Origin of the sequence: Alkalihalophilus pseudofirmus OF4 (assembly GCF_000005825.2) — a bacterium.
In the GTDB taxonomy this organism is placed as follows: Bacteria; Bacillota; Bacilli; order Bacillales; family Bacillaceae_D; genus Alkalihalophilus; species Alkalihalophilus pseudofirmus.
This window is the reverse complement of the sequence record NC_013791.2, coordinates 2,960,558-2,981,426: the sequence shown is the minus strand read 5'-3', so window position 1 is coordinate 2,981,426 and position 20,869 is coordinate 2,960,558. Positions and strand designations below refer to the sequence as shown.

General features: G+C 39.6%; 23 protein-coding genes. 20 read left to right on the top strand and 3 right to left on the bottom strand.

All coding sequences use genetic code 11. From position 1 onward, the window contains the following. Positions 1 to 158 precede the first annotated feature (158 nt). On the top strand, positions 159 to 1,754 hold the full coding sequence (locus tag BPOF4_RS15040; RefSeq protein ID WP_012960051.1) for an amidohydrolase: 1,596 nt from the start codon (positions 159 to 161) through the stop codon (positions 1,752 to 1,754). Between the two features lie 283 nt (positions 1,755 to 2,037). Here the strand turns inward: BPOF4_RS15040 and BPOF4_RS15035 are convergent, their stop codons facing one another. Beyond that, positions 2,038 to 2,838: an NAD kinase gene (locus BPOF4_RS15035; protein WP_238446517.1), complete on the bottom strand. Its 801-nt coding sequence runs from the start codon at positions 2,836 to 2,838 to the stop codon at positions 2,038 to 2,040. Positions 2,839 to 3,001: 163 nt separating this feature from the next. Between BPOF4_RS15035 and sppA the strand changes: the two genes are divergently transcribed. The 9 genes from sppA (at position 3,002) to BPOF4_RS14990 (ending at position 11,039) form a co-directional block, all read left to right on the top strand. Beyond that, positions 3,002 to 3,997, top strand: a complete 996-nt coding sequence (sppA, locus tag BPOF4_RS15030) for a signal peptide peptidase SppA (RefSeq protein ID WP_012960049.1) — start codon at positions 3,002 to 3,004, stop codon at positions 3,995 to 3,997. Between the two features lie 12 nt (positions 3,998 to 4,009). Further along, on the top strand, positions 4,010 to 4,585 hold the full coding sequence (locus tag BPOF4_RS15025; RefSeq protein ID WP_012960048.1) for an RDD family protein: 576 nt from the start codon (positions 4,010 to 4,012) through the stop codon (positions 4,583 to 4,585). A gap of 94 nt (positions 4,586 to 4,679) precedes the next feature. Next, the gene (locus BPOF4_RS15020) at positions 4,680 to 5,348 is read left to right on the top strand and encodes a DUF2953 domain-containing protein (protein ID WP_012960047.1); all 669 of its coding nucleotides are present in this window, start codon (positions 4,680 to 4,682) and stop codon (positions 5,346 to 5,348) included. A gap of 34 nt (positions 5,349 to 5,382) precedes the next feature. Beyond that, a complete protein-coding gene (ytfJ, locus tag BPOF4_RS15015) occupies positions 5,383 to 5,877 on the top strand; it encodes a GerW family sporulation protein (protein ID WP_012960046.1) in 495 nt (164 codons plus the stop codon). 153 nt (positions 5,878 to 6,030) lie between these two features. Beyond that, positions 6,031 to 6,531: a thiol peroxidase gene (gene tpx / locus BPOF4_RS15010; protein WP_012960045.1), complete on the top strand. Its 501-nt coding sequence runs from the start codon at positions 6,031 to 6,033 to the stop codon at positions 6,529 to 6,531. 90 nt (positions 6,532 to 6,621) lie between these two features. Continuing rightward, positions 6,622 to 7,617: a class I SAM-dependent methyltransferase gene (locus BPOF4_RS15005; protein WP_012960044.1), complete on the top strand. Its 996-nt coding sequence runs from the start codon at positions 6,622 to 6,624 to the stop codon at positions 7,615 to 7,617. A gap of 250 nt (positions 7,618 to 7,867) precedes the next feature. Next, positions 7,868 to 9,055, top strand: coding sequence for an acetate kinase (locus BPOF4_RS15000; RefSeq protein ID WP_012960043.1), 1,188 nt, complete (start codon positions 7,868 to 7,870; stop codon positions 9,053 to 9,055). A 156-nt stretch (positions 9,056 to 9,211) separates the two neighbouring features. After that, on the top strand, positions 9,212 to 10,150 hold the full coding sequence (locus BPOF4_RS14995; RefSeq protein ID WP_012960042.1) for a hypothetical protein: 939 nt from the start codon (positions 9,212 to 9,214) through the stop codon (positions 10,148 to 10,150). Between the two features lie 52 nt (positions 10,151 to 10,202). Next, positions 10,203 to 11,039 carry an EcsC family protein gene (locus tag BPOF4_RS14990; RefSeq protein WP_012960041.1) on the top strand — a complete coding sequence of 279 codons (837 nt, stop codon included), beginning with the start codon at positions 10,203 to 10,205 and terminating at the stop codon, positions 11,037 to 11,039. Between the two features lie 71 nt (positions 11,040 to 11,110). Here BPOF4_RS14990 and BPOF4_RS14985 read toward each other — a convergent pair whose 3' ends face one another. Continuing rightward, a complete protein-coding gene (locus BPOF4_RS14985; protein ID WP_012960040.1) occupies positions 11,111 to 11,416 on the bottom strand; it encodes a hypothetical protein in 306 nt (101 codons plus the stop codon). Positions 11,417 to 11,665: 249 nt separating this feature from the next. Here BPOF4_RS14985 and BPOF4_RS14980 point away from each other — a divergent pair, with 249 nt between their 5' ends. The 9 genes from BPOF4_RS14980 to BPOF4_RS14945 all read left to right on the top strand — a co-directional run bounded on the left by BPOF4_RS14980 (position 11,666) and on the right by BPOF4_RS14945 (position 19,400). Beyond that, positions 11,666 to 12,877, top strand: a complete 1,212-nt coding sequence (locus BPOF4_RS14980; RefSeq protein ID WP_012960039.1) for an argininosuccinate synthase — start codon at positions 11,666 to 11,668, stop codon at positions 12,875 to 12,877. Beyond that, on the top strand, positions 12,874 to 14,268 hold the full coding sequence (gene argH, locus BPOF4_RS14975) for an argininosuccinate lyase (protein ID WP_012960038.1): 1,395 nt from the start codon (positions 12,874 to 12,876) through the stop codon (positions 14,266 to 14,268). The genes BPOF4_RS14980 and argH overlap by 4 nt, the downstream gene beginning before the upstream one ends. 66 nt (positions 14,269 to 14,334) lie before the next feature. Then, positions 14,335 to 14,502 carry a hypothetical protein gene (locus tag BPOF4_RS22270; RefSeq protein WP_012960037.1) on the top strand — a complete coding sequence of 56 codons (168 nt, stop codon included), beginning with the start codon at positions 14,335 to 14,337 and terminating at the stop codon, positions 14,500 to 14,502. Between the two features lie 216 nt (positions 14,503 to 14,718). After that, the gene (locus tag BPOF4_RS14970; RefSeq protein ID WP_012960036.1) at positions 14,719 to 15,477 is read left to right on the top strand and encodes an SDR family oxidoreductase; all 759 of its coding nucleotides are present in this window, start codon (positions 14,719 to 14,721) and stop codon (positions 15,475 to 15,477) included. Positions 15,478 to 15,530: 53 nt separating this feature from the next. Next, positions 15,531 to 15,908, top strand: a complete 378-nt coding sequence (locus BPOF4_RS14965; protein ID WP_012960035.1) for a hypothetical protein — start codon at positions 15,531 to 15,533, stop codon at positions 15,906 to 15,908. Between the two features lie 107 nt (positions 15,909 to 16,015). Further along, the gene (locus BPOF4_RS14960) at positions 16,016 to 16,870 is read left to right on the top strand and encodes a YitT family protein (RefSeq protein WP_012960034.1); all 855 of its coding nucleotides are present in this window, start codon (positions 16,016 to 16,018) and stop codon (positions 16,868 to 16,870) included. Positions 16,871 to 16,965: 95 nt separating this feature from the next. Further along, entirely contained in the window at positions 16,966 to 17,649 is a 684-nt protein-coding gene (locus BPOF4_RS14955; RefSeq protein WP_012960033.1) for a metal-dependent hydrolase, read from the top strand. Positions 17,650 to 17,746: 97 nt separating this feature from the next. Further along, positions 17,747 to 17,986, top strand: coding sequence for a hypothetical protein (locus BPOF4_RS14950; protein WP_012960032.1), 240 nt, complete (start codon positions 17,747 to 17,749; stop codon positions 17,984 to 17,986). A 106-nt stretch (positions 17,987 to 18,092) separates the two neighbouring features. Then, entirely contained in the window at positions 18,093 to 19,400 is a 1,308-nt protein-coding gene (locus tag BPOF4_RS14945) for a CBS domain-containing protein (RefSeq protein WP_012960031.1), read from the top strand. Between the two features lie 44 nt (positions 19,401 to 19,444). Here BPOF4_RS14945 and BPOF4_RS14940 read toward each other — a convergent pair whose 3' ends face one another. Further along, positions 19,445 to 19,732: a YtpI family protein gene (locus BPOF4_RS14940; RefSeq protein ID WP_012960030.1), complete on the bottom strand. Its 288-nt coding sequence runs from the start codon at positions 19,730 to 19,732 to the stop codon at positions 19,445 to 19,447. 182 nt (positions 19,733 to 19,914) lie between these two features. Here BPOF4_RS14940 and BPOF4_RS14935 point away from each other — a divergent pair, with 182 nt between their 5' ends. Continuing rightward, on the top strand, positions 19,915 to 20,868 hold the full coding sequence (locus BPOF4_RS14935; protein WP_012960029.1) for a DHH family phosphoesterase: 954 nt from the start codon (positions 19,915 to 19,917) through the stop codon (positions 20,866 to 20,868). Position 20,869: the final 1 nt, after the last annotated feature.

The window sequence follows — 20,869 nt, the reverse complement described above, 5'->3', positions numbered from 1 at the left end:
ATTCTTTGGTGAGCGAGCGCTCGTACAGGATAAAGAAGAGGAAGTATGGCTTAAATAGCAGCCATGCTTTTTCTTTTTGCTCTAGATTGCATCTTGCTATGTTTTCTGTCACGATAGAATAAAAATGACATGATGTTACAACTTCAGGAGGGAAAACAGTGGGGACTCTTTGGTGGAATGGGACGTTTTTTACAATGAGAAAAGAGGGTGAAACAACGGATGCTGTATATGTGGAAGAAGGACAGATCATTGATCATGGCAGCGCAGAGGATCTTTCATCAGCATATTCAGAACGCATCACCAAGAAGGTTGATATAGAAGGAGCATACGTTTATCCAGGTTTAGTAGACAGTCACCTGCATATGGTAGGTCATGGTGAACGGTTAATCCGTCTCGACTTATCAGAAACCACTCAAGCGAGTGAAATGGTTCATCAACTGATAAAAAAAGTAAAAGACACACCGCCTGGTGAATGGGTATTTGCAGAAGGGTGGAATGAGAATAACTTTATAGATCGAAAGATTTTTCACCGGATGGAATTAGATGAAATAACAACATCTCATCCAATGTACTTAACGCGCATATGCAGGCACGCAGCTTTAGTAAATTCTAAGGCGTTAGAACTGGCTGGAATTACAAAAGACACCCCTGATCCTGAAGGAGGGGTGATTGTTCGTGATGCAGATGGAATGCCGACTGGCTATTTGCTTGATGCGGCGACTGAGTTAGTTAAATCGGTCATTCCTCCTGTTGATAAAGCTTATGTAAAACGAGCACTTCAAACAGCAGTACAGGATATGCTCCGCTTAGGTTTAGTTGGAGGACATACGGAGGATTTGAATTATTACGGCGGCTTTAAACAGACATTTGATGCATTCAATGAAGTGATCAATGGAGTAGATTGTAAATTTAGAGCACATTTGCTTGTCCATCATGAAGCTATAGATGAGATGAAAGAATCAGGTTACAGTAAGGGTGAAGTAACTCCTTATATTGAACTGGGACCCATGAAGATCTTTGCCGATGGAGCACTAGGCGGAAGAACGGCTCTTCTTAGCGCACCTTATACGGATGACCCAAGAACAAGCGGAGTGGCAATGCATCAACAGAGCGAGCTTGAAAACTTAGTAAAACGAGCACGTGATGAAGACATGCCTGTTGCTATTCACACAATCGGAGATGAAGCTCTGCGCTTAGCAATTGATGCGATTGAAAAGTATCCTTGTACAAATGGGCGTGATCGATTAATCCATGTACAAGTCATCAATCAAGATTTAATTGAGCGGTTGAAGAATTTGCGCGTAGTTCTTGATATTCAACCACGTTTTGTGGCTGCGGATTTCCCTTGGGTTATGGAGCGGCTTGGTGAAGAGCGTCTGCCTTATTCCTTTGCTTGGAAAACATTAATTGAAGAAGGTCTTCATTGTGCGGGAGGATCGGATGCTCCTATTGAACCCGTGGATCCGCTATTAGGCATCCATGCAGCGGTAACGAGAAAGAAACCAGGCGAAACGCATGAAGGGTATTTACCTGATCAAAAGCTATCGATGTTTGAAGCTGTAAAGTTATTTACAACAGGCAGTGCTAGTGCGATTGAAAAAGAGAGTGAGCGTGGCTTGATTGCACCAGGTTATGCTGCTGATTTTACTGTTTTAAATCACAATGTTTTTGAAGGAGACCCTGATCATCTATTACATGCAGAAGTCCTTATGACGGTAGTTGATGACTCTATCATGTATCAAAAGAATAAATAGGTAAAAGACGACTTATTTGTAGTAAATAAGTCGTCTTTATCGGTTTATGCTGAGTATGGTTCATACAGGCGTTTTTATTTCGTTCATTTGCTGGGTAATTGCACTGTGTAATTACTAAGTAGGGCGGTGTAGTTAGGGTGCAAAGCTTGTTTAAAGACTCAAGTACCTAAACCATGGGGGGGAGCGTACTTGCCGCTCCTGAACTATACTTCGCTGCAGCGGAGATCAACATCTACTTCAGTGGGAATAACCTTGGACTATCAAGCTCATCGTTATTCTTTTCTTATAAAAAATTTCGCTGTACCTTTTGCCAGAACGAGTTTGTTTTAAGTTTTAACACTTTTATTTGTCGGTCTGCTAACTTAATACGGATGTTTTTAGCATGGCGCAGACTTAACGCTTCATTATCTGCACCGATGATTGGGTGGTCGTTTCCGTCTTGGACCACTTTTAAAAGCAACGTACGATCTGGACCGAGGACAAACGGACTGCCAAGAGTACGGTATTGATTATTATTTAAAGAAGCTAGCTCACTTACTTGCATAGATGGCAAAGTAGGGTCTATAACAGCGCCTCTAACGGATTTATTATAGGCGGTGCTGCCTGTTGGTGTGGAAACAATCATGCCATCTCCTCTAAATGTTTCAAAAGCAAAATCATCAATGACAACATCAATAACAAAGGTCTTAATCACATTTGAGCGGATAGAACATTCATTCAAACAAAAAATAGGTTTCTCGTTATTGACCGATACTTCTAATACAGGGTAGCGGCGTACCTCAAGCTCTTCATTTTTCATCGCTTGAATCATGCGTTCCTGGTCATTGATTGTAAAATCAGTGTAGAAGCCTAGTTGGTCTGTATTTACTCCGATATAAAGACAGTCTTCTCTAAAGCCGGTTTTTCTTAATGCTTGCAAGAACGCATTGTCACCGCCTACACTTACAACAATATTTGCTTCTTTAATAGAATGAACTAAATGAAAGCCATGTACCTCAGCTAAGTTTTTAAGTGGTGTTACGATGTCTTGCATTTCTGGCGTTTGTTTAAAGAAGAAGTATAGGTTTTTACGTGAAATCATCAGAATCATCCTTTCTAGAGGAATTAAATCAGGTGAATAGTTCCACTTCAAGTGAAATTTGACAGGATTCTATGTTATCATAACCTTTGTTCAGGAAAAGAATCAAAAATTATTATCGTTTACGTAATCGGAAACAAAACGTGATACAAAAAGAAGGGGTGGGATCATGAGTCGCAAACGCTGGCTGGCTTTAATTGCAGCTCTTATGTTGGTTGTAGCTGCTGTAGGAGTTAATGTGGCCACTTCACAAGCAGGGGCAGATTTAGACCGAATGTTTGGAAGTGAACATGGCTGGGCTGAGAGAGTGATTGAACAAGGAGACGATTTTGGAAACTCTATTGTTGTGCTTGAATTAAATGGAGTGATTCAAGATACAGGAGATGCTGTTAGTATTTTTGATGCACAAGGCTACAGGCACCAAGCTTTTCTTTCTCAAATTGAGCATGCTGCGAAGGATTCCTCTGTGCAAGGGGTAATTATTCGAGTGAATACACCAGGCGGCGGGGTAGTTGAAAGTGCAGAAATTCATGAAAAGATCGTAGAAGTTCAAGAAGAGTATAATAAGCCTGTCTATATCTCAATGGGCAGTATGGCAGCTTCTGGTGGGTATTACATAGCAGCACCGGCTGATAAGATTGTAGCTAGTCCACAGACGATTACGGGTTCCTTAGGCGTTATTATGGAGTCTATTAATATTGCTGAACTGGCTGAGAATTACGGTATTAAATTCAACACGATTAAAAGCGGAGAATACAAAGATATCATGTCAGCGACGCGTGAGATGACAGAAGGCGACCGTGCAATTTTACAATCATTAATTGATGAGTCTTATGATGAGTTTGTACGTATTATCTCTGAAGGACGCAACATGTCTGAAAGTGAAGTAAGACAATTAGCAGACGGGCGAATCTATACAGGAAACCAGGCTTTAGAAATAGATTTAGTTGATGAGCTTGGAAGTCTTGATGATACGATTGCCATGATGCGTGAAGACTTAGGTGCAAATTATAGTGTAATTAAATATGAGGCTGATACGGGTCTGTACAGTTTATTTTCAATGACAGCGGCTAAAATGTTATCTTCGAATAATGAACTGGCAAGTATTGAACAATTAATTACAGAGCGCCGTGCACCGACATTAAAGTATCTTTACACTGAATAGGGAGGGATCATTTTGGAGCAAGGAATGATAAACCGCGGGTCTCGCCCAAGAAGGAGCCGTATACTCCAGCAAAGAAAAAAGAGACAGGAGCGCTCGCTTCAACCAAGTGAAGGACTTAACCGTCAGGAAGAGATAGAACGTGAAACCTATTACGCGAATGAGCGGCACTATGCTGGTTTTTGGATGAGATTCTGGGCGTTTAGCCTTGATGCTCTTATGCTGCTAAGTTTACGTTGGCTGCTTATTGGTCCGATCTTAAATCTAACGGATCTTCGTTACGCATTGGGTGGAATGTACGGATTTTTTGACTTAGTTGTATCAGCCTTATTCTTCTTCGCCTACTTCGCCCTGATGACTAAGTTTTATGGTGCGACTATAGGCAAGATGGTATTTGGTCTGCGAGTCGTTTCAAAAGAAGGAGACTTGCTTTCGTGGAGAGAGGTCATATTTAGAGAAGGAGTAGGACGAGTGTTACACCAGTCTTTTGCTCTCCTCTATATTCTTTATATAACGGTTGCTTTTACGTCTACTAAGCAAGGCTTGCATGATATGATTGCTGATTCCTATGTGATTTATGAAAAAAGATAAAAGTGGGTAAACCTGTGTGTCAAGACGCACAGGTTTATTTTTTTTTGGCAGGGATATCCTAGAATAATCAACGCTGTCTTAAAGGGAGTTTAACATGACTTGGTTTTTAATCATTCTTGCTGTAGTTATTGTCTTATTACTCATCCTGTTACTTACAAAAATAAAAATAGAACTCACTTATAAACATACGAAAGATGATGACTTGCTAATGGCCGCTGTAACAATTTGGTGGATGCGTGTATATACATTTGAAGCACCTCTGATAAAAATAAATGAAGAATCACCAGCAATCATCGTAGAGGAAAAAGAAAATATCGCTGGGTCAGAAAGCGAAAAAGATAAGAAAATAACGCTTGAGACGATTATTCACGATATTCATTTAGCGGAACGTTGGATTAGGCATGTAGTCGGCTTAAATCGGATTATTCGCAGGTTTCTAAGGCATGTCCATGTGTATAAATTTGATTGGTACTCGGATGTTGGGGTCGGAGATGCTGCTTTAACAGGACCTGCTGCTGGTATGCTATGGTCAATGAAAGGCATGATGGCAGGCCTAATCGGGAACCATGTGAAAATGCATAGGATGCCTAAAATGTCTGTGACACCTCATTATCAAGCCGTTGTTTCACATACCTATTTTTCTTGCATGTTTATGTTTGGGATAGGGCATGCTATTTTTGTAGGTCTTTCGATCATAAAACATTGGAAGCGAAGACCAAAGAGGAATCATGATCAAGACCAAAAAGCTACAGAAACAATGTAAGAAAGAATGCAGGTATTTAAAGGAGGAAAAGGTTATGTCTGATCATCCTATTCAAGGGCTAATGAAGACGGCAATGGAAAATCTTAAAGAAATGGTAGATGTAAACACGATTATTGGTGATCCGGTAGAGACACCAGATGGAAGTGTGATCATGCCTGTTTCTAAAGTAGGGTTCGGGTTTGCAGCTGGCGGAAGTGAGTTTGTTATTGATCAGCACCGTCCATCATCTACAGAAGATCACACGCAAAAGCACCCATTTGGCGGCGGTAGCGGCGGAGGTGTTTCCATCACCCCAATTGCATTTTTAGTAGTCGGACATCAAGGTGTGAAAATGGTTCATCTTGATAGCAGCACCCACCTTTACGAGAAATTATTGGATTTTGCTCCGCAAGTAGTGGATAAAATTCAACAAATGATCAAGTCAGGTTCGAACGCATCGTATTCCAATCAATCGCAGCAAACGAATCAAGCGTATACAAACAATTCAAATATGAATTACCAGCAGCGTAATGATCAGTCACCAATTTAGAGAATGGGATAACCCCACTCTCTATTTTTGTGTATAAAGTTAATAGTTGCATCCTTTTAGGTATGAACAATAGGTTGTTACTTGAATTTGTGGCGTCAGCTCATGTATGATGAGTACGTACATAATTTGGAACGATCATAGGAGGGTGTTCACATGGCAGAAATTACATTTAAAAACAATCCTGTAACGTTACTTGGAACAGAAGTAAAGGTTGAGGAAAAAGCTCCTGATTTTAAAGTTCTTGCAAATGATTTATCAGAGGTAACTTTGGCTGATACTAAAGGGAAGGTTCGTTTAATCAGCGTCGTTCCATCGATTGATACGGGTGTTTGCGACCAACAAACCCGCCGTTTCAATGAAGAGGCATCATCACTTGGCAACGTAGAAGTATTAACGGTAAGTGTAGATTTGCCATTTGCTCAAAAACGTTGGTGTGCAGCTGCAGGTATTGAGAATGTTCAAACATTATCAGACCATCGTGAGCTTTCATTTGGACAAGCATTCGGTGTTGCAATTGAAGAACTTCGTCTGTTAGCTCGTTCCGTTTTTGTTATTGATTCAAATGATGTGGTAACTTATGCGGAGTATGTATCTGAAGCAACGAATCATCCAGATTACGAAGCAGCTATAGAAGCAGCAAAAGCTGCAAACTAAGCACGCTGGTTACATTTAAAAAGAATGTTAAAAGGGTCAACCCGCTTGCTAAGTGGTGGGTGACCTTTTTTTAGGCTAGGAGTTGAAAAAATGAGCGTAATGAATTCGAAAATGGAAGAGCTCTTTATCTTTCTAGACAAAGGGGCTTCTCTCTTAGAGGAACACGAATCCTTTACTTATCTAGAGGGACTCTCTGAGATGGGAGAAAACTTATTTCAAGGTGAAGTGGTACAAACGGTTACACCAGAAGTGAAAGACCGTCTTTATGATTTAATGCGGCCGCTTGACGTAAGTGAATTTTCAAAAGAAGATATCCGTAAAGCTTTTCAGTTAACGGTTTTAAAAGGAATGAAGGGAGCAACACAGCCAAATCATTCGATGACACCGGATGCGGTTTGTTTGTTTTTAAGCTACCTTGTGAATAAAGTGATGGCTAAAGCAAAGGGTGGTTATTCGGTCTTAGACTTGGCAGCGGGTTCGGGCAATTTATTAACAGCGCTGTTAAATCAATCTGAAAACCCTGCAAAAGGATTTGGATTTGAGGTGGATGAAACACTTCTTAAACTGGCTTTTGTCAGCTCTAATTTACAAGAGATTGAACTTGAACTATTCCACAAGGACTCTATAGAGCCGCTTACATTTCCTGAGGTAGATCTAGTGGTTACCGATTTACCAATCGGTTATTATCCGCATGATGAAATTGCAAAGGAATATAAAGTAAAGGCAGATGAAGGTCATTCCTTTAGTCATCACCTTATGATTGAAAAAGGAATAAACAGTGTGAAAGAAGGCGGGTTCTTGTTTTATATTGTTCCTAACTTCTTATTTGAAAGCGAACAAGCACCAAAGCTGCATGCCTATCTAAAAGAGCATGCGATGATCCATGGACTGCTGCAGCTTCCAAAAACGATGTTTACCTCTGATAATCATGGCAAAAGTATATTAATGCTGCAGAAAAAAGGGGAAGGTGTGTCTCAGGCAAAGCAAGCACTGCTCGCAGAACTTCCATCCTTCAGTAACAAAACAGCACTAACGGATATGATGACACGTATTAATAAGTGGTTTGAACTCGAACTTAACTTATAAGATGAATCCTGCTTCCATATTTGGGAGCAGGATTTTTTTGGATGTTATATAAAAGTGTCTGGCTCTCCTTACAAAAACGTATAGTATTTAAGCGGTTTCAAGTCTGAAAATAAAGAATTCAAGAGAAAACAAGCGAAAATAGCCGATTTTACTTGAAAACGTATTTTCAGGGTGCTTAAATGGAAAGGTATTGATATCTACTCTGATAGTCAAATTATATAAATTACTTAATTAAGGGAGCTGTCTTAACATGGCGAAAATTATTGCGATTAATGCTGGTAGCTCATCATTAAAATTCCAATTACTAACAATGCCTGAAGAAGAAGTAGTAACAAAAGGCTTAGTTGAACGTATTGGTCTTGGTGACGGTATTTTTACAATTGAAGTAAATGGTGAAAAACAAAAAGAAACAACTGAAATTCCAGATCACTCTGTAGCAGTAAAAATTCTGCTTGAAAAGCTTACAGGACTTGGAATTATCGATTCTCTTGATGAAATTGACGGAATCGGACATCGTGTCGTTCACGGTGGAGAGAAGTTTAACGACTCTGTTCTTATTACTGATGAAGTACTTGCGGGAATTGAAGAAGTTTCTGAATTAGCTCCTCTTCACAACCCTGCAAACATTGTTGGAATAAAAGCATTTAAAGAAGTATTGCCAAATGTACCTGCAGTAGCAGTATTTGATACAGCTTTCCACCAAACAATGCCAGAGAGCTCATTCTTATACAGCTTACCTTATGATTACTATAAAGAGTTTGGAATCCGTAAATATGGTTTCCACGGCACAAGTCATAAGTATGTGTCTGAACGTGCAGCAGAATTATTAGGTCGTCCAATCGAGCAATTACGTTTATTATCTTGTCACTTAGGTAATGGTGCTAGTATCGCTGCAATTGATGGTGGAAAATCAATTGATACGTCTATGGGCTTTACACCTCTTGCAGGGGTAACAATGGGTACTCGTTCAGGTAACATCGATCCTGCTTTAATTCCATATATCATGGAAAAAACAGGACAAGATGCAAATGGAGTATTAGACACGTTAAATAAAAAGAGTGGACTTCTTGGTGTATCAGGATTTTCTAGTGACTTGCGTGACATTGAAAGTGAAGCAGAAGCTGGAAACGAGCGTGCTGAGCTTGCTCTTGAAGTATTCACTTCACGTATTCACAAATACATCGGTTCATATGCGGCCCGCATGAGCGGAGTTGACGCGATTATTTTCACAGCTGGTATTGGTGAAAATAGTGATGTTATCCGTGAGCGAGTTCTTCGCGGCCTAGAATTCATGGGTGTATATTGGGATCCATCATTAAACAAAGTACGCGGAAAAGAAGCGTTCATTAACTATCCGCACTCACCTGTAAAAGTAATCATTATTCCTACGAATGAAGAAGTAATGATTGCACGTGATACAGTACGTCTATCTAACTAATATAAGTTCCTTTGAGCATCACTTACAATCATGTAAGTGATGCTCTTTTTAAATACATCTTCACGTTGTTTACATCTAAATCAAAAAAAGACTATGATAGTAAGAGATCTTAAAAGGGGTATATATAAAGCAACACCCATAAAGGAGGTTTATGATGTGGGATTGTTTTCAAAAGCAAATGAAGGAGAGAAGTTTACAAACTTCTTTTTAATTCGTGAAAGAGAGTTAAAACAGGCTTCTAATGGAAGTGAATATGCAACCTTTCTTTTAGAACGTAACTTAGAGATTATCCCTGCTCAATTATGGGACCTTACGAAAGAGCAAAAAGAATCTTTGCAGCCCAAAGCATTAATTAAAGGAGAAGGGATTGTCACTACCTTTAAGCAAAAGAAGTTATTAAAGCTATTAAGAGTTAGATTAGCAACATCAGACGACCCAGTATCCATTAGTGAACTGATTTCTAGAAAAGGAATATCTAGAGAAGAGCTATGGCAAGAGCTGCGTATGTTGATGGAGGAAGTTACCTCTCCCATTTTACGAAATATTTTACGTCGGGTTTATTCTGAACGTACCATTCGGGAAAAACTAACGACTCTCCCTGCCTCTAAAACATATCATCATGCCTACTATGCTGGCCTCATGCATCATATTGTAGAGCTATCTAGAGCGGCATATCAGCTCCTGCCTCTCTATCCTTATGTCAATCGAGATTTAGTGTTATCAGCATGCTTGTTAGGGGACATCGGAAAAACGAAGGCGCTGCGGGATGTAGTAGCGCCAGAGTATACATCAAGCGGAGAATTAATGGGACATATGGTGCTTGGAATTGAAATGATTAATGAAGCAGCGAGAGAAGCAGGGATTTCGACCGATGATGTGGAAGTTATTGCATTGAAACATCTTATGCTCAGTCAGAACGGGGATGTAGAAAAAGGATATGGGAGCGCTGTATCGGAAAAAACGGCAGAAGCAGTCATGCTGGCATCTATAAAAGAAATGAATACAAAACTTCATGCCATTGAAATGATCCGTGAACGAAGTGAAGAAGAATGGGTGTATTCTCCAATGTTTAAACGTAAGATGCACCATTCATGATGTATAACTCATACTAAATTAATGATTTACTTATAAAAAAGAAGGTGAGCGAATGAGACAGGAAGAAAGAGATCAAAAGAGATACCAAGCAATTATTGAATGGGAAGATACATATTTTTCGCATGAAGCCACTGATGTAGAATACACCTATCTAAAGTGGACAGATAAATTATTTGAACAATTAGGTGATCATAGAAGACAGAAAGTCCTTTTGCAGATTGATCACGTCTTTATTCATCTGCATGCTTATCTGCAAAACACAAGATCTCATGAGGAGACAAGAAAGCGAATCCTGCAATATGCTAAAGTGTTTGCTCCTACGGTTGATTCCATTGAAGACCTTCAATATCTCCCGGTGGAGCAGCTCGATTACATGACTGATCAATTAATGGCCAAACAGCGTCTTCTCGCGCTTGGTCAAGGCGGATTAACGGGGATGGGCGGGATGTTTTTATTAGCAGCTGACCTTCCAGCAGTGATAGCCATTAATCTCCGTTCGATTCAACAGATTGCAACGATCTATGGGTACGATTTAAAACGTCCTGTTGAAATGGTTATTGCTTTAAAGCTTCTGCATTTGTCAACTTTGCCTAAAGCATTCCAAGCGCATGAATGGGAGCGGCTGTGGCAGGATCTAGATCAGCACCATACGGATGATATCTTTTATGCAGGTTCAGAGGAAATTGTTGAACCTGAGTGGCTGGGACAGTTTATACGTCAGATGGCGAAAAGCTTCGTCATTACAATGCTCAGAAAAAAAGTGTTTCAAGGGCTGCCGCTTGTTGGAATGGCATTTGGCGCTGGTATAAACTACAGATTATCGCAGCAAGTGATTGAACTATCACATAAATTTTATCAGAAACGATTATTATCAGAGCGCAACCAATAAGCATAGAAAAAACTCGTCTTGATATACTACTTCAAGACGAGTTTTTTATTAGGAGGCTTATAGTTAAGGGCTCATCCCTTAGACAGCGAAGGATTTAATCTAAACCATATCCAGAGATCGTTAATAATGGATGCTAATTCTGCTATTTCCGTATTAAGAAGACAAGAATGTTCAAAATTCATCTCTTCTGATAAAGCAGCATTCTTTTCGTTAATGAGCTCTTCTAATTCTTTAATACGCTCTGGGATATTACCGCGAATCTCTTCCCACATACGAAGAATTTGAGCTTGTCTTATCTCCTCAAGTTCATCCCAAGCTGTATGAAATCGAGGAAGAGAAATCTTTAAACGCTCATCGTATACAAATTCAACGTCCATTTCATCACCCCTCTCTTATATTGTAACGAAATCCCTGAGTGAAAGTCACGATCAATTAAATATCATTTAGAAAAAATTAAAAATACCCCTTGCCAAAATGGAGAATCGTTGGTAAAGTATTTTGTATATTAATAAGTTAGTTGTTTGGTTTTATACAAAAGGTGATGAATAGAAGTCACCTCCTTTTATACAAAGAAATGCATAAAAATAATAACAGAAGTATGAATATTCATTTGGAGGGAATGTAAAATGACAAAGAAAAAAGTAGTTTTAGCATATTCAGGTGGTCTAGATACATCAGTAGCAATTAAATGGTTATCAGATAAAGGGTATGATGTCATTGCAGTTGGTTTAGACGTGGGTGAAGGGAAAGATTTAGATTTTGTAAAAGAGAAAGCATTAAAAGTAGGAGCAAGTCAATCGTATACAATTGATGCAAAGAAAGAGTATGCAGAAGAATTTGTACTTCCTGCCTTGCAAGCACATGCATTATATGAGCAAAAATATCCATTAGTATCTGCTCTATCACGTCCGCTAATCTCTAAAAAGCTTGTAGAGATCGCTGAGCAAACTGGAGCGACCGCAGTTGCGCATGGATGTACAGGAAAAGGGAATGACCAAGTTCGTTTTGAAGTGTCCATTCAAGCTTTGAATCCAAACTTAGAAGTGTTAGCGCCGGTGCGTGAGTGGGCATGGTCTCGTGATGAAGAAATCGAATATGCAAAAAAACATAATATCCCGATCCCAGTTGATTTAGATAATCCATATTCTGTTGATCAAAACCTATGGGGACGCAGTAATGAGTGTGGCATCTTAGAAGATCCATGGGCAACACCTCCTGAAGGGGCATATGAGCTTACAGCTTCAATTGAAAATGCTCCTGATACAGCGGATGTAATTGAAATTGGATTTGATAAAGGGGTTCCTGTAAGCATTGATGGAGCACCTTATCAATTAGATGAGTTAATCTTAAAGCTTAATGACATAGCAGGTAAGCATGGTGTTGGACGTATTGATCATGTAGAAAACCGTCTTGTAGGAATTAAATCACGTGAAGTGTATGAGTGCCCAGGTGCGATGACGTTAATCAAAGCCCATAAAGAGCTAGAAGATTTAACGCTTCCTAAAGAGGTAGCGCACTTTAAACCGGTAGTGGAGAAAAAGTTAACGGAACTAATTTATGAAGGTCTATGGTTCTCACCATTACAGCCAGCTATTCAAGCCTTCCTAAAAGAGACACAAAAGTCTGTGACAGGCGTTGTTCGTGTGAAGCTGTTTAAAGGGCATGCGGTTGTAGAAGGACGTAAATCTGATTTCTCTTTATATGATGAGAAGCTTGCGACTTATACACCAGACGATGAATTTGATCATAATGCAGCAGTCGGCTTCATCTCACTTTGGGGTCTTCCAACGAAAGTGCACAGCATTGTGAACAAACAGAAGGAGGCAGTAAAGCTGTGAGTAAGCTGTGGGGAGGTCGTTTTACAAAAACGGCAGAAGAGTGGGTCGATGCATTCGGTGCATCGATCGGCTTTGATCAAAAATTAGTAAAAGAAGATCTAACTGGAAGTCTTGCCCATGTAGCGATGTTAGGCAAATGTGGAATTCTGCCTGCAGATGAGGTTGAGCAGATTACAGAAGGTCTTAAGACTCTTCAGAAAAAAGCTGATGCAGGTGAACTAGAGTTTTCTGTTCAAAATGAAGATATTCACTTAAACCTAGAGAAGCTGTTAATTGATGAAATTGGACCAGTAGGCGGCAAACTTCATACAGGACGAAGCAGAAATGACCAAGTAGCAACAGATATGCACTTATACTTGCGCAATGAAACGAATGAGATTATGGGTGCCGTAAGAAATGTACAACAAGCTCTTGTGAACCAAGCGAAGCAGCATGTAGAAACATTAATACCAGGTTATACGCATCTTCAACGTGCCCAGCCTGTATCATTTGCTCATCATCTATTGGCCTATTTTTGGATGCTTGAGCGTGATTTCAGCCGCTATGAAGACAGCCTAAAGCGTGTTAATATTTCTCCTTTAGGTGCGGGGGCATTAGCAGGAACAACCTTTCCGATCGACCGTGAATATTCAGCTGAATTATTAGGGTTTGATGGAATTTATCAAAATAGTTTGGATGCCGTCAGTGATCGTGATTTCATTGTAGAATTTTTGAGCTCCTCTGCTACACTGATGATGCATTTGTCACGTCTTTGTGAAGAGTTAATCTTATGGTCTTCACAAGAATTTCAATTCATTGAGATGGACGACAGCTTTGCAACAGGAAGCAGTATTATGCCGCAAAAGAAAAATCCAGATATGGCTGAATTGATTCGTGGAAAAACCGGCCGAGTATATGGCAGCCTTTTTTCTTTGCTTACAGTATTAAAGGGACTTCCTCTGGCATACAACAAGGATATGCAAGAAGATAAGGAAGGTATGTTTGATGCCGTTGAAACAGTAAAAGGGTCGCTAAATATCTTTGCCGGTATGATTGATACGATGACAGTAAATAATGAAACGATGGAAAAAGCCGTTCACCAAGATTTTTCAAATGCTACAGAGCTTGCTGATTACTTAGCTACAAAAGGAATGCCTTTCCGTGAAGCGCATGAAGTAGTGGGGAAACTGGTGCTCACAGCGATTGAAAAAGGTGTGTATTTGCTCGATTTAACGATTGAAGAATACAAACAAGCTAGTGATTTATTTTCAGAGGATATCTTTGAGGTTCTGCAGCCAAAAACGGTTGTAGCTAGAAGAAATAGTGCTGGCGGGACAGGATTTGAGCAGGTTAAACTGGCACTTACTAAAGCAGATAAGATCTTACAGGTAAAAGAAGAAACTCTAGCATAAAAACATAATACTCGTTTAAGTTGCTCATACTAAACATATCTTTATGAGAGGAGAGTGACTTGAACGATGAAAGAGCATAAGCTAAGTAATTCTTTGTATGATGAAAAAGGGGTAAATGCTGTCCATGATCAAGTGATGAACGCTTATTATGCTGGCACAAATGAAACTCCTAAGGCAAATACAGGTGAGAATGATCAGCAACAGGAAGATTTTGAGGATGGTCAATTAACGTAACAAGAGAAAGCGCGTCTCTGCTTATAGGCAGAAGACGTGCTTTTTTTTCGGTTGGAGAAGGAATCATACATAGAGACAGCGAACGAACTACATAAAGAATCATCTTTTTTTACATTGAATTTGATAAATAGTATGATCAAATAGCAGTTGATAAATTAAATAAGCGAATAAATAGTAACGAATGATATAAAGCTTGACTTGAGAGGGGAATGCTTAATGAGGCATGCGTTAATCACAGCAGGAACTAAAGGATTAGGTGTTCAAGTGACAGAAGGTTTATTAAAAAGTGGATATTCAGTTACGATTACATATAGAAGTGATGAAGAAGCTGTTCTTAAAATGAAAGAAAAGTGGAAGGGAGACTTAAACCGTCTTCAATTCGTTCAAGCGGATGTGACAAATAAAGAAGATAGTAAGAGGGCTGTCGCAGAAGCATTTAGTCGATTTGGGAGAATTGATTTATTAATTAATAATGCCGGCCCTTACGTATTTGAGAGAAAAAAACTGATTGATTATGACGAAGAAGAATGGTATGAGATGATTGAAGGTAACCTAAGCGCCGTCTATCATCTTTTAAAACATGTTGTTCCAATCATGCGAAAGCAACAATACGGACGTATCGTGATGTATGGATTTCAAGGGGCAAACAGTGCCCCGGGTTGGATCTATCGTTCGGCATACGCTGCAGCAAAAGTAGGCTTAGTCTCTTTAATGAAAACCATCTCAATAGAAGAAGCAGAATACGGTATCACAGCTAATATGGTCTGCCCGGGTAATATTCTTGGTGAGATGAAAGAGTCGACGATCAAAGAAGCTAGGGAGCATCCTGATTCAGACACGCCGATTGGCCGCTCAGGTACAGGAGAAGATATTGCGAGAACGGTCCTCTTTTTATGTGAAGAAGATGCTGATATGGTAACAGGAACGGTCGTAGAAGTAACCGGCGGAGTAGATGTCATACACCGTTACCGTTAAAATATGTATAATCATCCAATGATCTTCACACATTACTAGTGAGGTGATAATCATTGAATAATAAATTGATCCCGATCATTTTATCCATGGGTTTCTTATTCTTATTTTTGAGTGCGACTACAAGTTCAGCGGCAAATGTAATGGGTCCTCTTTCTTTTAGAGTGACGATTACAGAGCAGGATGTAACCTATGAATACGAATTTGATAATCCTGATTATTATGAGTACGAGGAAGGAAACCATGTCGAGAGGGGAGCGGAAGCGAAACAAAAGGTTACTCGTCTCGTCTCGCTGATCAATTTAGAAGAAGATGCTGCAATTGATGCGATGGTGCGTGAATTAAAGCAAATTCATCCAAATGTGAGTAAGGTAGATATTCGATATATGAATGAAGAGAACAAACTTTATACATGGGTATGGACTGAAGAATAAAGCTGCCGTCATTCAGGCAGCTTTATTTTTTTGTAGTTTGTCTGATTATTCTTAGTAGTGGGATGTATGGTAAAATGAATAGGAGAAAGGGTTAAGAGGAGAAGTGGATGAAGAAACTGATTGATTATTTAATCTTGACAGTTGGTGCGATCATCGTTGCGGCTGGCTTAGAGCTCATATTAGCTCCTAATAGTCTTGTCGATGGCGGGGTCACAGCTCTTGCTATAATGGGTAACTATTTATTTGGAGTGCCTATTTGGCTGATTTATTTCGCACTGAATATACCTGCATTATTATTTTGCGGAAAGTATATGGGTAAGCGTTTCATCATTCGCACGTTATATGCAAACGCTGTAACTTCTATTGCCTTATCTCTTTTAGCTCCGATGCAAGCCATTACATCGTCTGAAGTGCTGATTGTTTTATATGGAGGGCTTATGCTTGGATTAGGAGTAGGACTCGTCGTTAAGGCAGGAGGAGCAGTAGACGGAACAGAAATGATTGCCGTCTGGGCTCAAAGGAAGTTTCATATACCTATCAGCACCTTCTTATTAGCTGTAAATGCGGTAATTTTAACAGGAGCAGCATTTGTTTTCTCTCTTGAGCAAGCCATGTTCAGTGTAGCTGTATTTTATATTGTTTCTAAGTTAATTGATTTTGTTCTTGATGGTTTAAATCAAGGGAAATCGGTAATGATTATCTCTGATGCCCCGCATGAAGTGGGGGCAAAGCTTATAGAGGAACTAGATGTACAAATTACGTATTTATACGGTCAAGGCGGGTATACAGGGGATGAACGTTTACTCATCTATTGTATAACCAACCGCTTTATGTATCCAAAATTGAAAGAAGTTGTCATGTCAGTTGATTCAAGTGCAGTGATTGAAGCGTCTTATGTAACTGAAACGGCTGGAGTAAAAAAACAAAACTTCTTTGAAGTAAACAGAGAAAACGGAAAGTAAGGCAGGATTTTTAACGTTTATGTGTAATGGTTTAATTGTAATGTTGAAAAGGTAAAGGAAAACAAAGAAAACATTTTCTTAAGGAGTGTCATTAAATGAAGGTAAGTTATCATGGCCATTCAGTTGTTCAAGTTGAAGCAAATGGGAAAAAGATTATTATCGATCCATTTATCTCGGGCAATGAGTTAACGGACTTGGATGCAGACAAGCTGGAAGTAGATGTAATCTTATTGACTCATGGCCATAATGACCATGTAGGTGATACAGTTGAGCTTGCAAAAAGGAATGATGCGTTAGTCGTTGCACCTTTTGAACTTGCTACATACTTAGGGTGGAAAGGGGTAAATGTACACCCGATGCATATTGGCGGAGCGCATACCTTTGATTTTGGGACAGTTAAATTAACTCAGGCTTTTCATGGCTCTGCTTATACAGATGAAGAAAAACAAGAGATTATTTATACAGGGATGCCAGCTGGAATTTTACTATCAGCAGAAGGCAAAACGATTTATCATGCGGGAGATACCGCCCTGTTCTCAGATTTGAAATTAATCGGAGAACGCAATATGATTGATCTTGCATTTATACCAATTGGCGATAATTTCACAATGGGACCTGAAGATGCAAGTGTGGCGGCTGAATGGCTTCAAGCCAAACAGGTCGTTCCTATTCACTTTAATACATTCCCTGTTATTGAACAGGACCCACACGAGTTTGCTGATAACCTATCAGGTAAAAAAGGAAAAGTGTTAGAAGTGGGAGAGTCAATGGACGTATAAGTATTATAGGACCGAACAAGAGAATGCTCTTGTTCGGTCTTTTTTTATGCCGATGGACATATATGTACTAGTAAAAGAAAAACGAGGAGGGACTTTGTTGAAGCAGAGACTTATCATCAGTCTACTAGTTGCTAGCACATTATTAATTTACAGTTTTGGGTATCTCCCTTTTCAAGAAAGCGGCATGGCAGGAATTTTTGCTTGGAGCTGGCTAGCCTTTAGTTTTCTTGTGATCGGCGGAAATATCTACGGACTGTTATCACAATTCAGCAAGCCTGTTCAGCTGAAAAAGAGCCAAGCTGTGTCAAGAGGCAAGCAAGTCAAAGTAAGAGGTTAATGAAGATAGCCTTGATACTGTATTCTATCAGCCGTATAATAGGACTAGTACAGTTACCCAATTACATGTTGGTACAGCTGATTAGAATGAATGTGTGGAGGCTATCATGGCTACAAAGCATGAGCAAATTTTAGAATACATTTCAAATTTAGAAGTAGGCGAGAAAATTTCAGTCCGCCAAATTGCCAAAGCGCTTCAGGTAAGCGAGGGGACAGCTTATCGTGCAATTAAAGAAGCTGAAAATCAAAGTTTAGTAAGTACGATTGAGCGTGTAGGAACCATTCGTATTGAAAAGAAGAAAAAAGAAAATATTGAAAAGTTAACATATGCTGAAATTGTAAATATTGTTGATGGACAAGTTTTAGGCGGTAAAGACGGACTGCATAAAACCCTTAACCGTTTTGTGATTGGGGCTATGAAGTTAGATGCGATGATGCGTTATGTAGAGGCTGGAAACTTATTAATCGTAGGAAATCGTTATCAAGGTCACAAGCTTGCCCTTGAAGCAGGCGCAGCTGTATTAATAACAGGCGGCTTTGATACGAGTGAAGAAGTTATACAGCTCGCTGATGAATTAAATCTCCCTATTATCACAACAAGTTATGACACCTTCACAGTGGCTGCGATGATTAACCGGGCTATCTATGATCAACTCATCAAAAAAGAGATTATCCTCGTCGATGATATTCTCATTCCACTGCAGGATACATATTATATGACAACAGCAAATGCAGTGGAGAAATGGCATGAGTTGAATTCGAAAACAGGTCACAGCAGATATCCTGTTATTGATGAACATATGCGTATTCAAGGGATGGTTGCTGCAAAAGACGTATTAGGGGCAACAAAGCAAACACCGATCGAGAAGGTTATGACGAAAAATCCCATTACAGTAAATGAACGGACATCGGTGGCATCAGTTGCACATGTAATGGTGTGGGAAGGCATTGAGTTATTGCCAGTTATCGATAGCCAGCGCCGCTTAATTGGAGTCATCAGCCGTCAAGACGTATTAAAAGCGCTGCAGATGATTCAAAGGCAGCCTCATGTGGGTGAAACCATTGAAGATACGGTTACAAGCCGCATAGAAGAGCAGATGATAGATTCTGATTATGCGTATGAGTGTGAAGTGACACCGCAAATGACAAATCAGCTTGGTACGATCTCATATGGGGTTATGACGACTCTAGTGACAGAAGCCGGCAGCCGAATTATGCGTAAATATAAAAAAGGTGATCTGGTTGTTGAGAATATTACGTTATATTTCATTAAACCTGTTCAAATTGAAAGCCGTATAGTAATCCAGCCTAGAGTGCTAGAAATCGGCCGTAAACACGGTAAAATTGATGTAGAGATGTTTCATGAGGGAGAAATAGTAGGTAAGGCTCTTATGATGGCGCAATTAATTGAATAAACCAAAAGGCCAGGTAACATAACGTTAACTGGCCTTTTTTGCATTTATTTATTATCTAGCTGCGGAATATAATGACGGTATGCTTTATAGCCTAAAACAACATTAGCTATACCTAAAATAAGAAACACAATCCCTACTACCACATCGACCGTACTGCGTGGAGCGATCAAGAGATTAATACTGATTGCGACCAAGAAAAAGCCGATTGAAATGTTTGCCTTCGTTTGGTAAATACGCTTCAAAAGACCTTCAGGAGTTTTCCATGTTTTAACTTTATTATAAATAAAAAAGACCGCAGAAAAGACAATAATAATTGTCATCACTTTATCCATGCTACAACTTCCTCCCCTATATGCTATATTTATTGTAGCGTGAGTTAACGTGAATTGCTAGTGAACGAACAATGAACGCGTATAATGAACGTGTCTAATAAACGTGTCTAATCAAGGTGTATTGATGAGCGAGATGAAAGAAAGCTGTATTTTAATCTTAATGACCAGAAAAGAGGAGTACTATGAATTACATACATAAGTTACTAGACGAAGTAGAAAAAGCAGGAACAATTATTATTCATCGTCATGAAAGACCTGACCCAGATGCATTAGGCTCTCAATTAGGGTTGAAAGAAATATTAACACAGGCTTATCCTGATAAAACTGTTTATGCTGTAGGGGAAACGGAGCCATCACTTAGCTTCTTAGGAGAAATGGATGACATTCTTGACGATGTGTATGATGGGGCGCTTGTGATTGTATGTGATACAGCGAACACAGATCGAATAAGTGATAAGCGCTACAAAAATGGCGCTACACTTATAAAGATTGATCATCATCCGAACGAAGAGCCGTATGGAGATATCGTATGGGTCGACACAAATGCAAGTTCAACGAGTGAAATGATCGTAATGCTGCTTGATGCAGCAAAAGAGCGAGGGCTCGACCTTAACTCTGAAGCCGCACTTCTGTTGTATGCAGGTATTGTTGGTGATACTGGGCGTTTCCGCTATAACAATACTACACCGCAAACGATGCAATTAACGAGTCGATTGATTGAAGCAGGCTTTGATCAAAATCAATTTTACAGCCAGCTTCATAAACGAGACCTGAAGATTACTAGGCTTGAGGGGTATGTGCTGCAGCACTTTGAAATCGTTGATGGAATGGTAGGTGTAATGAAGCTTACAAAAGAAGTGATGGAACAATTTGACGTCACATCGAGTGAATCCTCTCAATTAGTCAATTGCTTCTCAGATGTGGAAGGTCTTAGAACATGGGTATTTTTTGTAGAGGACGATGAAAAAATTCGAGTAAGACTCCGCTCACGAGGGCCGGTTATCAACACCATTGCACAAGAGCATCAAGGCGGAGGACACCCGATGGCAGCTGGCGCTTCGGCATATTCTTGGGAAGAGACTGATGAAGTAATTCAAAAGCTGGTATTAGCATGTAAAAATGAAAAAAGCGTGTGAG